Origin of the sequence: Paenibacillus sp. 23TSA30-6 (assembly GCF_014858585.1) — a bacterium.
Taxonomy (GTDB): domain Bacteria; phylum Bacillota; class Bacilli; order Paenibacillales; family Paenibacillaceae; genus Paenibacillus.
Genome location: NZ_SLTL01000003.1, coordinates 126,174 through 141,775, shown reverse-complemented (window position 1 = coordinate 141,775; position 15,602 = coordinate 126,174). Strand labels below are relative to the sequence as shown.

15 protein-coding genes are annotated in these 15,602 nt (G+C 50.4%); 7 read left to right on the top strand and 8 right to left on the bottom strand.

Annotation, left to right across the window (positions count from 1 at the left end; all coding sequences use genetic code 11):
- Positions 1-2: 2 nt before the first annotated feature.
- Complete coding sequence (locus E0698_RS03890) at positions 3-1,163, bottom strand: glycosyltransferase family 4 protein (protein ID WP_192510670.1); 1,161 nt, start codon at positions 1,161-1,163, stop codon at positions 3-5.
- A 218-nt stretch (positions 1,164-1,381) separates the two neighbouring features.
- Between E0698_RS03890 and E0698_RS03885 the strand changes: the two genes are divergently transcribed.
- Together E0698_RS03885 and asd are read left to right on the top strand one after the other, a co-directional pair.
- Positions 1,382-2,509: a YheC/YheD family endospore coat-associated protein gene (locus tag E0698_RS03885; protein ID WP_192510669.1), complete on the top strand. Its 1,128-nt coding sequence runs from the start codon at positions 1,382-1,384 to the stop codon at positions 2,507-2,509.
- Positions 2,510-2,597: 88 nt separating this feature from the next.
- Positions 2,598-3,395, top strand: a complete 798-nt coding sequence (asd, locus tag E0698_RS03880) for an archaetidylserine decarboxylase (protein ID WP_192510668.1) — start codon at positions 2,598-2,600, stop codon at positions 3,393-3,395.
- A gap of 132 nt (positions 3,396-3,527) precedes the next feature.
- Here asd and E0698_RS03875 read toward each other — a convergent pair whose 3' ends face one another.
- Positions 3,528-4,313, bottom strand: coding sequence for a helix-turn-helix domain-containing protein (locus E0698_RS03875; RefSeq protein ID WP_192510667.1), 786 nt, complete (start codon positions 4,311-4,313; stop codon positions 3,528-3,530).
- Between the two features lie 215 nt (positions 4,314-4,528).
- Here E0698_RS03875 and E0698_RS03870 point away from each other — a divergent pair, with 215 nt between their 5' ends.
- Entirely contained in the window at positions 4,529-5,827 is a 1,299-nt protein-coding gene (locus E0698_RS03870; RefSeq protein ID WP_192510666.1) for an aminotransferase class I/II-fold pyridoxal phosphate-dependent enzyme, read from the top strand.
- Between the two features lie 123 nt (positions 5,828-5,950).
- On the opposite strand, the gene E0698_RS03865 is transcribed toward E0698_RS03870, so the two are convergent.
- Complete coding sequence (locus E0698_RS03865) at positions 5,951-7,285, bottom strand: ATP-binding protein (RefSeq protein WP_238353845.1); 1,335 nt, start codon at positions 7,283-7,285, stop codon at positions 5,951-5,953.
- 148 nt (positions 7,286-7,433) lie between these two features.
- Between E0698_RS03865 and E0698_RS26610 the strand changes: the two genes are divergently transcribed.
- Positions 7,434-7,550, top strand: a complete 117-nt coding sequence (locus E0698_RS26610) for a YjcZ family sporulation protein (protein ID WP_238353844.1) — start codon at positions 7,434-7,436, stop codon at positions 7,548-7,550.
- Positions 7,551-7,668: 118 nt separating this feature from the next.
- On the opposite strand, the gene E0698_RS03860 is transcribed toward E0698_RS26610, so the two are convergent.
- The 5 genes from E0698_RS03860 to E0698_RS03840 all read right to left on the bottom strand — a co-directional run bounded on the left by E0698_RS03860 (position 7,669) and on the right by E0698_RS03840 (position 12,484).
- Positions 7,669-8,892, bottom strand: a complete 1,224-nt coding sequence (locus E0698_RS03860) for an ABC transporter permease (protein WP_192510665.1) — start codon at positions 8,890-8,892, stop codon at positions 7,669-7,671.
- Between the two features lie 2 nt (positions 8,893-8,894).
- Positions 8,895-9,641: an ABC transporter ATP-binding protein gene (locus E0698_RS03855; protein ID WP_192510664.1), complete on the bottom strand. Its 747-nt coding sequence runs from the start codon at positions 9,639-9,641 to the stop codon at positions 8,895-8,897.
- Between the two features lie 18 nt (positions 9,642-9,659).
- Complete coding sequence (locus E0698_RS03850) at positions 9,660-11,051, bottom strand: DEAD/DEAH box helicase (protein WP_149094698.1); 1,392 nt, start codon at positions 11,049-11,051, stop codon at positions 9,660-9,662.
- A 155-nt stretch (positions 11,052-11,206) separates the two neighbouring features.
- Complete coding sequence (locus E0698_RS03845; protein WP_192510663.1) at positions 11,207-11,986, bottom strand: SDR family NAD(P)-dependent oxidoreductase; 780 nt, start codon at positions 11,984-11,986, stop codon at positions 11,207-11,209.
- A 39-nt stretch (positions 11,987-12,025) separates the two neighbouring features.
- The gene (locus E0698_RS03840) at positions 12,026-12,484 is read right to left on the bottom strand and encodes a chemotaxis protein CheX (protein ID WP_192510662.1); all 459 of its coding nucleotides are present in this window, start codon (positions 12,482-12,484) and stop codon (positions 12,026-12,028) included.
- Positions 12,485-12,911: 427 nt separating this feature from the next.
- On the opposite strand from E0698_RS03840, the gene E0698_RS03835 reads away from it, so the two are divergent.
- The 3 genes from E0698_RS03835 to E0698_RS03825 all read left to right on the top strand — a co-directional run bounded on the left by E0698_RS03835 (position 12,912) and on the right by E0698_RS03825 (position 15,527).
- Entirely contained in the window at positions 12,912-13,814 is a 903-nt protein-coding gene (locus E0698_RS03835) for a LysR family transcriptional regulator (RefSeq protein ID WP_014277800.1), read from the top strand.
- 60 nt (positions 13,815-13,874) lie between these two features.
- Positions 13,875-14,684, top strand: a complete 810-nt coding sequence (locus E0698_RS03830; RefSeq protein WP_192510661.1) for a histidinol-phosphatase — start codon at positions 13,875-13,877, stop codon at positions 14,682-14,684.
- 102 nt (positions 14,685-14,786) lie between these two features.
- A complete protein-coding gene (locus E0698_RS03825; RefSeq protein WP_149094694.1) occupies positions 14,787-15,527 on the top strand; it encodes a GTP pyrophosphokinase in 741 nt (246 codons plus the stop codon).
- Positions 15,528-15,602: the final 75 nt, after the last annotated feature.

Below are 15,602 nucleotides of genomic sequence, written 5' to 3'. Positions count from 1 at the left end.
CACTACGTTACGCAATCCAGCATGATTTGCGCCCAGCGCTGTGATGAATGCTGCCATAAAAACCGTTTTCGTACCTCGGCAATCCCGGCCTCTCCCATGCGCCGCCGCAAGTCAGGCTGCTGGAGCAGTCCGATGACAGCAGCAGCCATTTCCTGCTCCCCCGGAGATGGAGACACAAGCCAGCCCGTCTCCCCGTGCCGTACAACCTCTGGGATGCCGCCCGTACGGGAAGCAACCACAGGTACACCTGCGGCCATCGCTTCCAGATTAACCAGCCCGAAGGCCTCACTTCCCACCGAAGGAACAACGGTCACATCGGCCAACTGATACAGCGAGGCCAACGCCGGATGGGGAACATAGTCGAGAAACTTGACGTGCTTTCCCAATCTCAGCTTACGCGTCTGCCGATGCAGCGACGCCGAATAGGGCGTGAAGCGGCTCTGCCCGTAATAGGCACTGCCTGCAATGAGCAGCAGCACATCCGGGCAGGCACGGACGATGCCCGGCAGGGCCTTGAGCAGCCGATGAACGCCCTTGCCCGACACCAATCTGCCCGCGTACAGCACAATGCGGCGGCCTGCCCAGCCGTAATCGTTCAGCCGCGCCGTTCTGACCGCTTCTGCCGCAGGTGTCCAGCGCGGCAGAAAATCGCCGGGATGAATGCCCAGCTCATTTATAGCGATGCGTTCCCTGACAGCATCAGAGCTGTCAGTAGCTACGGTTGCCCCCATATAGGCGCTGTTCACGATGATCCGCTCCAGCGGCTGCAGCAGTCGATCCACTTCCTTCCGTTTGAGGTGCGGCTCCCGGATGAAAGTGGTCGAATGTAAAGTCAGCACGATCCGGCTATTGGGCAAAGCGTTGTGGATCGCATATGCCACAGCCGGGCGGTTGTGCACATCAACCACCGCAGGAGACCACCTTTTTAGGTCGGCGATCACCTCGGGAACATAACTTGGCCCTTGCTTATAACGTATGCATGGCACCCCGTCCACATCGGCGTTATCTGGCACCTCATCTCCCCGTATGCCATATATCTGTACCTGAAGCTTATCGCTGGCCAGCGGTACCATATGGGCAATAACCCGCTCTACCGAGCTGCTGCGGGGCGAAGGTATAACAAAAGAGCCCGGTGTAACGACTGCCACCTTCGGCCTCTGCATCAGCCCTGCACCTTCTTTCCTCTCTGATTCAAGCGCTTGTAATTCTCTTCAACACTCATGGTGTATCATATCGCCTCCCTGCCTGAAAGGTGCCTGGCTTCTCACTTTGGGCATGCAGTAAGGCTACCGTCCATGCCTGGCCGATCTTTGATACATATGATGGACTAGAACCACTGAGTTGTCAGTTGGAGTCTCAACAAGGAAGGGCGGACACACCCATGCTGCATGTCGGCGTCATGCTCAACCCGGTGACGTACCGGGGCATCCCCGCCATGAGGACGGGATATGAATCACTCTTCAATTACGAAGACGCCGGATTGAGCTACGAGCTAATCCCCTGCTTTCTTCGTCTGGAGGATATTCATATACCGACCGGAACATGCCGGGCTTTTGTTAAACATGGTAACGGCCATCGTCAGATGACTCTCCCGTTGCCACGGGTCATCCATAATCGGACCCTCTATCGACAGAACGAAAATGCCAGTGAAATCAACAGACTGGTGGAGAACGGAATTTACATCTTTAATGAACAAAACCGTTTCCGTAAGGACCACATACATGCAATATTGCAGGAAGACCCTCTGCTCCATCCCCATCTTCCACGTACGCTGCAAGGCAACCGGACTTCGATTCGTACCTTGATGGAGCAGACCGGAGATGTCATCATCAAGCCAAGCAGCGGGAGCATCGGCAGAGGAATTATGCGCCTGAGACATTCCCGTGGTGACTGGACTTTACAATGCGCACATCCCACTGTACCCGATCGGTGGATCACACTGCGCCTGTACGCCGGAGAACTGCCTTCATTTCTACACAAGCGGTTACTGCGTAGTCCTCATATCGTGCAGGAAACATTACCACTCGCTTTGTATAACAACCGTCCTTTTGATATTCGTGTGACGGTGCAACGCGGATATGGCGGTATTTGGAGCGTGACAGGCATGTTTGCCAAAATTGCTCCCTCCCACACCTTCGTTTCCAATGTGGCGCAGGGCGGCTCGGCCCGTTCCTTGCCAGAGGTGTTGTCACAGGCACAGACGGCTCTGCCATGGAACGCAGCCCGTCTGATGAATGAATTGGAAAGACTCGCGCTGCAAATCGTTCATCGGCTGGCACAAAACCTTCCCCGGCTGGCTGACGTCGGTCTGGACCTGGGCATTACGCAGAAAGGCAAGATTGTTTTTATCGAATGCAACGGCCGCGATCAGCGCTACGGCTTCAGCCAGGCAGGCATGAACAATGTCTGGAAAGAAACGTACACTCAGCCGATGGCTTATGCGCGTTGGCTTCTCGAACGGATGCCCCCGGCAGACACCGACCGTTCACTCGACCGTCCACTGTATTGATTTACGTCACATTCTGTGTCAATATAGTTCAGAGCGGCCGGACAGGTTCCGGCCAAGACGGCTCGGAAATGAACAAGGGGGATCTGAAATGGCAAAACAGTGGCTGCGGCTCATGACCGAGCTATCATCGCGCAAGTGGGTGTGTCGGGTCGTGGGTTCCTTCGCGCAAAGCGGTGCAAGCCGACTTTTTATCCCCACCTTTATACGTACGTACCAGATCCAGACGCATGAGGCTGAGCAGGAATGGAAGGAATATCCTTCCCTGAACGCCTATTTTACACGCAAATTAAAAGCGGGCATGCGCCCGATTGATACGAACGCCGAGGTGATGACCAGTCCGGTGGATGCGCAGATTACATTCACTGGCCCAATTACGTCCGGCACGATTTTGAATGTCAAAGGTCAGGACTATACGCTGGATGAGCTGCTTAACCGTTCGCCGCGTCTTGAGAAATACACGCATGGCTACGCCTTTGTACTGTATCTCAGTCCGACTGATTATCATCGTATTCATGCGCCGGTATCCGGTACACTGGTGGAGAAGGAGCATTTGCGCGGCAAGGTATATCCGGTGAATGACTTCGGCTTACAGCATATGAGAGCGGTTCTGAGCCGCAATGAACGGCAGATTACGTACATTGCCCATGAATACGGCGAGGTGGCGGTCGTCAAGGTTGGCGCGATGAATGTAAGCAGTATCAAATATACCGATGATGAAGCCGTCTCATGGGAAAAAGGCAACGATCTTGCATATTTCGAGTTTGGCTCAACCGTCGTTTTGCTGACCGAAAACGGCACGTTTGATCCTGACCCTGCGTTGAAGCTAGGGGATGTAGTAAGAATGGGGCAGCGTCTCGGTTGCTTCCGGCACGCTCCGAAAGCGTAAGCGTGTTTGCCGTTACAGCATGACTACAACAACACATATGAGAGGACCCGGCAAAATTGCTCGGGTCCTCTCATATGTGTTTATCTTTTTTATTCGTTATATGACGATCCCCAGAACCACCCGCTTATTCCTTTACCTGATCTCGGATGGACTTTTTCCCGTGTGCTGCTTGAACTGGCGACTGAAGAAAAAAATATCGCGGTATCCCAAAGCCTCTGCCACCTCAGTCACATTCATTCCGGCATGCAGCAACAGATGCTGTGCGCGCTCAATTCGCATGCTGATGATATGAGATTGCGCAGAAACGCCCAGCAGCTCCTTGAACTTGATCGAAAAATAACGTGATGACAACCCTGCCCGTGCCGCCAAATCCTCGACACGATGAGGAAGCCCCGGGTGCTGGCGCACATAATTGGCCGTTTCCCGGATGACCTCGGTGAGCTGGTGGCTGGCCGGCTGCTCCTGCGGCTCCTTGCGGTCGGCACGCAGCAGATGTATCATGAGCTGCTTCAGGATTAGCGCGCCCTCCTCCTCTGCCCCGTAAGCGCGTTCCAGGCGCAGACGGACGTACCTTGCAAGCATTTGCTCCACCTCGACCGTTTCCTCCAGCATACGATAGCTGGCAGGGATAATCTTCGGCGGCTCGGTTAGATCAAAATGAATATAGGTAAGTATGAGCGGTTTTTGCGGGTTATGCGTGGCCCGGGTATCATCCCCCGGCTTGAACAGGAAGCAGCTTCCTTTGCTTACCGAATAAGACTCCCCGTTCAATACAACCGTTCCTTCACCGCTCCATACATAAAATAAATCGTAGTTTGGCATCGGTCTTTCGCGTACCTGCCATTTCCAGCCCGGCTCACACACAATTTTGGCAAAGGCAGGCAACAGGATAAACGATGCCGCAGACGTATCCAGCAAAATCTGCACCTCCTTATGCTATTCTTTCGTTGTCCCATATCCCGTTAAATTATAATATAAGCGCAGAACTGCCATTACGCAAAAAATAAAGCCTTCCCTCCCCGTGGATTCATGCTCCAGCAGGTCAGGAAAGCTTCGTTGACGCTTTTGCGTGACGCTTACCGTGTGTAATGCTATAATATGTAATCAAAATGACTTGGAAGGATGAAACCGGAATGAATCCACTGGCAGCGCAGTTAAACCGCAACATTCAGGCAGGCAACGAGCATGTATATGAAATGCTTTCTCTTTTAGGTAAAGAGATTTATTTCCCAAAAGAAGGGATTTTAAGTCAATCCGCTGAGGCGGGGAAACTTGCTAAAAAGTACAACGCTACAATTGGTATTGCTACCGAGGGTAGCGGTCCTATGCATTTGGAGGTCATTCAGGAGAAGCTGTCTGCATACAGCCCCAAGGACCTGTACCCTTATGCGCCTCCTGCGGGCAAGCCCGAACTGCGTAGTGTATGGCGGGAAAAAATGCTGAAGGAAAACCCGTCGCTCGCTGGAAAAAGCTACGGCCTACCTGTGGTTACGAACGCGCTGACTCATGGTTTGAGCATCGTTGCCGACCTGTTTACGGATGAAGGGGATGCTGTCATTTATCCGGACAAAAACTGGGAAAATTATGAGCTGACCTTCGGTATTCGCCGTCATGGACGATTGGTGAATTTCCCGTTGTTCACAGAGGATCAACGTTTTAATAGTGAGGGGTTACGTGAAGCGCTGCTGGCACAGAAGGAATACGGCAAAGCCATCGTTGTGCTGAACTTCCCAAACAACCCGACCGGCTATACACCGGGAATCGAAGAAGGCAAAGCGATTGTTGCTGCCATTCAGGAAGCAGCAGAAGCAGGCATCAATGTCGTAGTTGTGACGGATGACGCTTATTTTGGCCTGTTCTTCGAGGATTCGCTGCATGAATCGCTATTCGGCCAGTTGGCTGGACTTCATCCAAGAATTTTACCAGTCAAAATTGACGGAGCTACCAAAGAAGAATTTGTGTGGGGCTTCCGTGTCGGATTTATTACCTTTGCTTCGGAACATCAGGATGTACTGAGCGCACTGGAGCAAAAAACATTGGGAATCATTCGGGCAACGATTTCCAGCGGCCCTCACCCGTCGCAAACCTTCGTGCTGGATGCTCTAAAATCACCGGATTTTGAGCAACAGAAGGAAGAAAAGTTCCAAATCATGAAAGGCCGGGCCAACAAGGTCAAGGCGTTACTTGATAGCGGAAAATACGGAGATGTATGGAGTTACTATCCTTTCAATTCGGGTTATTTCATGTGTCTCAAGCTGAACGGCTTGTCCGCCGAACAACTGCGCACATATCTGCTGGAGCAATATGGTGTGGGAACGATTGCACTAGGTGAGCATGATCTCCGTATCGCGTTTTCCTGTATTGAGGAAGAATATCTGGAAGACTTGTACGACATTGTTTATCGTGGTGTGCAAGACTTATTGAACCCCTAATCTAATCGGTCGGTATTAACTGGATAGACTTATAGCTGGATTAAGCGGTGTGCCGTGCCGGATGTTGCGGCATACCGTTTTTTTATATCCCCTGCTGAACGATTCATTCACAACTCAAAGCACTTATCCCTCAGCAGCCCGCAAAGATTCTTGTGCCAGCGGCAGCAAAATGATAACCTCCGTACCGGCTCCCGGCTCGCTCTCATACCGTATACTGCCGTTCATCGCTTCGATCATGCGAAAGGAGACTGCCGTTCCCAGCCCTGTCCCTACTTCTTTGGTCGAAAAAAACAAAGTGCCTACCCGTTCCAGATGTTCCGGGCTCATGCCTTTTCCAGTATCCTTGATATTCAGACATGCCTTCTCTTTCTGAACTGCCAGCTTTATGTATACCTTGCCTCCATCTTCCGCAGCCTCAATCGCATTTTTCGTGATATGAATTAGCGCCTGCAACAGTTGATTACGATCCGTATGTAGATATATTTCATTCCTCAGCTCCGTCTGCATTCTTACGCCTTGCTTGGCCGCCATCGGTTTCAGGAGCAGAACAATCTGTTGAACCATACCGGACAGATCCATCAGCTCCGTCTTCCCAATCTGCGGCTTGGATAAATTCAAATAGTCGCTAATGATTCTTTCAGCCCGATCCACCTCCGCCAGCGCCAACGCCATATATCTGCGGTTTTTTCCTTCCAGCCCTGACTGGGCCATTTGCAGGAACCCTTTTACGACCGTCAACGGATTACGAACTTCGTGAGCCATGGAAGCGGCCAGTTCCCCTAACGTATTGAGACGTTCAGCATATTTGATCTTTTTTCTCATCTCTTCCCGTTCGAGACTAAACTCCATCCAGCAAGAGGCAGCTCCGATACTTAGAAATTGAATTATAGCAAACCAAAGGACCCCCTTGATCAGCTCGACTTCATCCTCGTCCAGTCTGCCGTTGGCCCAGGAATGCATCATAAGAATAACCAGCATGATCACATTCATCCACACACTCATGAGCAAGTTTATCAACACTCGGGCCAGCATGCCTTTGAGCTGCATAAATTTTTTTCTCACCAAGAGAGGTACGAGATAACATAACAGCATGCTAATCAGCCCCACTCCGATGGAATCAGGTCCAACATAAATGCGGGCCATCATCATGAGTGTTATATTCACCAGTCCTGCTCCGGGACCAAAATATAAAACGGAGAGGATCAGCGGAACATATCGGAGATCCCAAAACAAGCCGTACCAGCTATACGAGAAAATAAGACAAAGCACAGAAGAGATACCCAGCACCCCTCCCATGAGCAATGGGGTCTGTTTCATATGTCGATAATCCGATAAAGCGCTGTACACCAGCAAGGGTACAAAAACCAGAAATATATTCACGAGCAGCTTGTCTGCCAGCATCTCGTCGTTCCCACTTTCCAAGTAATAATGATTACATACTTCTTCTATTCTCGACAAAACGTGTCTTTTCCTCTCTATCCCCTCATATCCGCTGAAAAAACAAGGCGATCCGGCAATGTACCTCCACGTTGGCCCACGCAATCCGAAAATCCGCTTCATAATATACGGTGTATCCTACATCACAATGACCGAGAGGAGAATGAGCATGGGAGCAGAAGAAACAAGAGGCGGTTACGGTGGTTTCGGCGCATTCACAAGCACAGGAACGATTCTGGTACTGTTCATTTTGTTAGTAATCATCAGCAAAACGATGTTTATTTAAGCAGAATGACATCTGCGCCCACGGCTGACCCATAGCAGTACCCACGCAAAAAGGCTACTCTGCAAACAGCGCTTGCTGCTTACGGAATAGCCTTTGTTTTTACTTTATACACACAGGATCAAACTTCTTCCTCATCTTGACCGTCCAGACGCCATTTTTTCGCCTGAGCGCCTCGTACCAAGTATACCACCAGCACTCCACCAGCCAGCGTAAGCAGCGTGGAAATTAGCCCTTCAGTTCCTCTCAACATAAAAGGAAGCCACAGGACGACCGCAACCGGCAACAGCAGCCGGACAACAAAGTCCAGAAAAGACGCACGGCGGGTATGGGCAGGAAGCGGATAGAGCTGAAGCCATAGCGAATCCTTGTGGTACTGCCTTAGCGAAGTAATCTGCACGCCGATCAGGAATATAAAAAATAAATACACAGCGATACCGATCCAGCTCGTATGCATGATCCATATAATCAACAGGCCAAGGATACCCAGCCGTATGACCATCCCCACAGGCTCTGTGCGCACAAAGGTCTTGAACAGCAGGTAACGATAAGCTCCCTTTTTGTCCCACGGTATGTTACCACCCAACCAAGACAACCAGCGACGCGGAGTCACTCTCTGCGTAAGGGCCGGCACATCAACAAACCAGCCCAAAGTACGCATCACACGGGCAGCCTGAATGCCTTCTGTACGGATCAGGTTTTCCCATGCCACCAGCAGCTTGACCGGAAAACGCAGGACAAGCACGTACACCACACCCACCAGCACGATAAACGGCAAGCTGCGCAGCGGAGGCTGCCACAGCCATGCGGCTACCAGCAGCACTGCCAGCGCCCAGCGAAGCAGACGATACCCCATGCTTGCGCCGCGCGATACCATGCGCAGCTCCTGCCAGCCGCCATAGCTGAACAGCAGCTTCAGCAGCACGAACAGCAGTATGGTCAGCAGCAGTGGCTTAGGCGCAGTATCGCTGCGGATATACAGCGGCCACGCGATCATTAGCAGCAACAGCAGGCCGAATATTTTATACACCACGCCACGGATACGACTGGACTTAAAATATTGGTGCATCGCATGCTCCTGCGGGCGCAGGAAGACGATATCGGCTTCATTCAAATACGTACGGAAGCTTACATGAGCGACCGGAACGGCTACAATGAGCATAATCCAGCGGATGGGCAAATCCGGCGGGATATGCATAATCAGCGACGTATACCACGCGGCAAAGGCAATCAGCGCAAAGCCGAAGACGACCGCCAGGCCGCTCTGAATGACATAGCCGAGATAAGGCAGCACTTGTCCCCAGAAGGCAACACGTCTTTCTTTATGCAAGCGTTGCAAATCCATGCTCATTCCCTGCCCTGTACCAGCTCATAAAATGCATCTTCCAGCGGCATGCCCGGCTTACCCGCCTGTGCTGTCACTTCGTCCAGCGTACCCTGTGCAATGATGGCACCCTGATGAAGCACAATGAAACGATCACAATAATTTTCAATCGTGGACAAAATATGAGAACTGAGCAAAATGGACGAGCCCGAGCGCTTCATTTCCAGCATAAAATCAAGCAGGGAACGAATACCGAGCGGGTCCAGACCCAAAAATGGCTCATCAATGACATATAGCGGCGGTCCCGCCAAAAATGCGCACATAATCATCACTTTCTGGCGCATCCCTTTGGAGAGATGCATCGACATGCTTCCGCTCTTATCCCGCATACGGAACAAGTCCAGCATTTGGTCACTGCGGGTGCGGAAATCAGCTTCACTGACTCCATACGCTCTGGCGGTGAATTCCATATGCTCTATCACGGTCATTTCGGGATACAGCTCTGGAGACTCGGGTACAAAAGCAATGGCTCCCTGATACTGCTCGGGATTTTCTGCCTGCTTATGTCCCTGCACGCGGATTTCTCCCGCCTGCGGTGTCATCAGTCCCAAAATATGCTTCATCGTCGTACTTTTCCCGGCTCCGTTCAGACCGATCAGCCCCACCATTTCGCCCGGCTTTACATCCAGAGAAATCTGGTGCAGCACCGGGCGCTTGGCGCTGTATCCGCCTGTCAGTCCATTAATTTGCAATACAGGCTGTTGTTCCATGGCTCCCCCTCTTCTCACTTATCCGTTCGGTTTTGACCCTTTTTCCTTCAGCCATCTTGGTGCTCCCTTGTTTTTACGATCACGCTCGCGCTGCGCTTTCCCAGCTTTGGACAAAGCTGCTCCTTTGCCCTTACCTGGAGCCGAGCCATTTGCCGTAGTTCTGCCAGGACGACCGTTCTCACCGCGTGCAGGTGCCTTGCGGCTTTCCGAGGCTGCTCCGTCAGAAGTGGGTCTGGCTTCGGATGGCCTTACAGGCGCACGCTTGGCATCCACCGGACGCGGCACGACAACCCGCCCTCCGTGCAACGCACGCTCTGCAATGTCGATGCCCAGTTCACGGGAAAACTTACGCATGATGAATGTTTCGCGGTCGGTAACAACCGACGCAACCAATCCTTTGCGCCCCATTCGTCCGGTCCGTCCCGCACGGTGAACATAAGCCTGACTGTCCGTAGCCGGATCAAAATGGATCACCATTTCCAGTCCCTCAATATCCAGACCACGGGCTGCCACATCGGAAGCAATCAGCACCTTGAGCTTGTCTGCACGAAACTGGGCCAGCACGTTGGTACGTGTAATTTTGTCCGCATCACCGTACAGGGATGCTGTAGTCAGTCCCATATGCTTGAGCTTGGCCTCAATCTCCCCGATAGCATTGGTGGTATTGACGAACACCAGCGCTTTTCTCGGATTAAAATGACGCACCAGTCGGCGCAGCATGTCCACCTTATCCCGTTCTTCGGATACAAAGTAATAGTGCTCCAGACCGCTGGCCGTCTTCTGGTCGGGATCAATCCCGATTTCCACGTAATCCTTCATTTCCCGCTTGGCCAGCGCTTGAATTTCGTCGTTCAGCGTTGCGGACAAAAATACTAACTGACGGTCACGCTGGGCGGTGCCCAGGATGTTCGTGACATCGCCTGCTCCGCCGAGCTGGAACATCTGATCCACCTCGTCGATGACGATGGTTGTAATGTTGTGCATTTTCAGCTTCTTGGAAGCGATGAGTTCCCGTACACGTCCCGGTGTCCCGACCACAAGCTGCGGATGGTCCTTCAGCTTCTCGATCTGGCGCTTGACTGCCGCTCCACCGATCAGGCCGAGCACACGGATGCCGCGATGCTCCCCATAACGCTGACCTTCGCGTACAATTTGCATCGCCAGCTCCTGACTGGGAGCCAGGATCAGCTTTTGTGTAGCCTTTTTCTGTGGATCAATGGCTTGTAGTAATGGCAGCAAATAAGCCAGCGTCTTCCCTGTGCCGGTCTGCGAACGAGCCAATACATGCCTGCCCTTCATCATTTCTGGTATAGCCTGCGCCTGAACCGGCGAAGGCTGCGTAATCTCATGCTCAGCCAGCTTGGTCAACAGATCTTGTTCAATGCCGAGCGATTCAAAATTCAATGTCATGAAAAGGTCCAACCCCTATACGTAAATTCGTTACTCTCCATTATATGCGAAAACAGCCCTGCAACCAAATGCAGATATTTAGTCCCGCCCTCCTTTGCTACGAAATAACAAAAAAAAGACGTCCCTCCACCATCACATGGTTTGCGGGACATCCTTTATTTTTTGTTCATCACGCCATGGCCCAGTCTGTCAGTCAGTCTGGGAGCAAGCTGATACAGCTTGAGAAAAGGAGATATCCACCGTGGCAGATTAACCTCCTCCTTGCGAAGCTCCATCGCTCTCACGATGTGCTGTGCCACCTTGTCCGCCTTTAGCATAAACCAGCCTACATTACGGACATATCCGCCCGAAGGATCAGCGAGGTCAAAAAAAGGTGTGTCGATCGGTCCGGGATTAATCGTCGTTACCGTAACTCCGCTCCCGCGCAGCTCCTGCCGAAGCGCATTGCTGAACCCTAGCAGCGCATGCTTCGTTGCTGTGTAGGAGGACGATTTGGCTGTCCCGATTTTGCCAGCCATGGATGCCACATTGACGATCTGACCTGTACCTCTTGCCGTCATTTGCGGCAGAAATGCCTTGATACAACGGACAGCGCCCATATAGTTCACATCCATCATTTGTTCAAACTCTGTCAGGTCTGTCTCATGAAAATACTCAAACTTCCCGTAACCTGCGTTGTTGAGCAAGATATCGACCCGTCCGTACTGCTCCAGCACACGGGCAGCCACGGCCTCTACCTGCTCCTGACGAGTGACATCCAGAGGGATCAGCTCATGCCTGCCGCTAATTCCCGCCGACACTTGCTCCAACCGTTCCTGCGAACGCGCTGTCAAAATAGGAATCGCGCCCTTTTCGCTCAGCAACCGTGCGCAAAGGGCGCCAATTCCACTGGATGCCCCTGTAATGACAACCACCTTGTTTTGCAATGTACTCATGGTCATCCCTCCATATTAAAGAAACCTGCTTCTTTAATATTAAGAGATCATCACCTGAATATCCAGCTCGCCAATCCCTTCCACTGTGAGCGGAATATAAAGGGCACGCTGAGGTACGAAGGAGGTCAAGTTTTCCGACTTCATGACCTGCGGAGGCGTAATGTCGACTACAATCCCCTGATTGGACAAAATCGTGCTGGCATTACCGCTGATCATATTGCCCAATTCCGAAATGGCGCTTTTGCCCATCTCATCAATTTCAGTCAAAACGAATCCGCCCATCATCGCCGAAACCATACGCAACGCTACCTGTTCATTCAGGCCGAACACAATATTTCCGCTAAGCTGTCCGGTCATCCCGATCATAATCCAAATATGGTCGTCTACCAGCTCGACATTTTTCACACCAAGATCGCCGGGTGAGGGAGAGATTTGAATCAATTGTTCAATGACCCGCCGCGCCGACTCCAAAAAAGGATTTATCACTTCTGCCTTCACGATCATTGCGCCCCTTTACGATGGGCTTTTAGACACACAACAAAAGTCCCATTTTAATTAGAATTTTATTTTTCAAAATGATGCATAACGAATCAACCTTCAGTAAAATACTCTCTCTATCACTTATCGACAGCTATCTAGCAATTTTTTATAGCCGAATCACAAAAAATGTGAATAATGTCCTATTCCATCACTTTCCATCGAATTCAAATGGGTTACTTTTGATGTATAGCAGGACTTTAGTCTTTATTTTCCAATATACCATACTTCACGGTGTTCTGCTTCGATTCATTGCCCTTCCCGCTCGAATAACCTATAATTTAATGAAATAAGCATAACGATGGTTTTACATATGCACATGTGGATTTGTGAAAAATCCTCAGGCTGTACTGCTGCGACAGAATTAAGAAAAGAGAGGAGGAACTTCATGAACATCAGTCAACTTGAAACACTTATCATGATTTCCAAAACGATGAGCTTCCGCAAAGCCGGAGAACTTCTCAATTTGACGCAGCCGGCGGTATCCGCCCAAATCAAAAGTCTGGAGGACGAGTTCAAGACCATTCTGATCGACCGCAACCAACCCGTCACCCTGACCGACCGAGGGGCTGTTTTTTTGGAACATGCAGAGCGGATCTTGAGTGTTGTCGAGGAACTGCGGCAAAAATTGTACGATCTGAACGAAACGCCGCAGGGTCATATTGCGCTGGGCACTACGACGTCTATCGCCATTCAAATTTTACCGCGTGTACTTTCCTACTTTCAGGATCAATTCCCGCTCATCAAAACCTCTATTCAATCCATGGCTTCCTCCATGATTTATCAACAGGTGGAAAACGGGCTTATTGATGTTGGCATCGGTTACTTGATCGAACGTAATCCAAATTTGAGCACTTCGATTTTGTATTACGATTCCTTTGAGCTTGTCGTATCGCCCACTCATCCGCTGGCCTCCCAACCGCATGCTACCATTGAAGCCCTTCGGGAAATTCCACTTATTCTGCTCTCACCCGATACGGTAGGACGAAAATTCGTGGACGATGTATTTAAAAAACACCAAATTGTGCCTCATGTCGTGATCGAATTGTCCAGCAGCGAGGAAGTCAAACGGATGGTCGAGATCAATCTGGGCGCTGCCATTATATCCAGGCTGTCGGTCACTCCCGAGCTACGTGCGGGTACATTGAAAATGATCCAGATTACCGAGCTGGAGGTTAGCCATCCGGTGGGAGTCATTTATAAATCCGGCCGATATCTGAACTCCGCTATGCAGCAGTTTCTAAGCGATCTAAAGGGTATGCCGGAAACCAATTTTATCAGTTCTGAATAGCGCACTCCGCTAGGAACACCATACGAAATACAAACCTTAAATACGAGAGGACGACATCCTATGAAATTTGATCTGCACACCCATCATTTCCGCTGCGGTCATGCAGACGGCAATATTCGGGACTATATCGAAGCAGGTATTCAGTCCGGTTTACAGGCAATTGGTATTTCAGACCACTCCCCCTTTTTATGCAGTGAGCAGGATCAGGCTTTTCCGAAAATTTATATGGCGAAATCACAGCTTGCCGAGTACGTAGAAGAGGTACAGCAGCTACAGAAGGAATACGAAGGCCGTATTGACGTGCTGCTCGGATTGGAAACAGATTATTTTCCTGATTTTGCAGAACTGTACCGTTCCACCCTGGCCCCTTATCCGTTCGACTACCTCATTGGGTCGATCCACAACGTTGAGGGAGACAGCATTTTTAATCGCAGTCGTTGGAATGACGTAAGTGATGCACGCAAAATCGAGGTCAAACAAGCTTACTATGCGCTCATTCAGGAATCTGCGCGGAGCGGTATGTTTCAGATTTTGGGTCATATCGACGCGATGAAGGGGAATTTCCCGGCTTTCTCAGATATTCCTGCCGATGAAGCGATTGATGAAACCTTGAAAGTGATTGCAGAATCCGGTGTAGCGATTGAAATTAACACTTCAGGTAAAACCAAGCTCAGCGGCGGATGGTACCCGTCCGTTTCTATTTTAGAAAGAGCGCATCATTTTGGTGTAGAGGTCACTTTTGGTTCAGATGCCCATAAACCTGCTCGGGTAGGCGATGATTGGGACGAAGTGAAGGCGATGCTGAAGGATATTGGCTTCCGCGAATGGGTTTATTTTAAACAAAAACGTAAAATTCCAGTACCGCTTTAAAATTTGTTTAGGGTGGGATTTGCCGCTCCGCTGCCAACCACCTTAAACCGTACGGCTCCATTATTTTAAATAAACGACATCTATGTGTGAGGAGAATTACATATGTATCCGGAAGACCCGATGGACAAGATCAAAAAGCTAAAGCACGATATCACGCGTTTTATGCTGATCTATAAATTTGCGCTCGACGAGATGGAAACCAAGATTGAAATACTAAAGCAGGAATTTCAGGCGCTGCACGATTATAGCCCTATTGAGCATACCAAATCGCGCCTCAAATCCCCTGAGAGCATCATGAACAAAATGTTTCGTAAAAATAGCGAGCTTTCCCTTGCTGCCGTCAAGGATCACATTAAGGATATTGCGGGACTACGCATTACCTGCTCTTTTATTTCGGACATTTATGATGTAAGTGACATGTTACAGAGACAAAGTGATTTGAAGGTGCTGGAGGTCAAGGACTACATCAAAAATCCCAAACCAAACGGCTACCAAAGTCTGCATTTGCTGATCCAGGTTCCTGTATTCATGTCCGACTGTCAGGAGTTGGTCTGCGTGGAGGTACAAATTCGGACCATTGCGATGGATTTCTGGGCCAGTTTGGAGCATAAAATCTTTTATAAATACAACCAGTCCGTACCTGAAAGCCTGACACGCGAATTAAAAAATGCGGCAGATTCAGCCAATGCGCTTGACCTCCAAATGGAACGTCTCCACCGAGAAATTAAAGAGATTAAAGACGCCCAAGGGGAAGACGACTCTATTGAAGAGATTCGGAAGATTACCATTAATAATCAGCAATTTTCGGTGCCAGCCAACTTTTTGAAGCTGCTCGGGGAGTAATTGGACAGACTTCGTTGGTGATCCACCACTACGCGAATGATTTGATCTTACGATCGCTGTTGCAACGGGATTCTC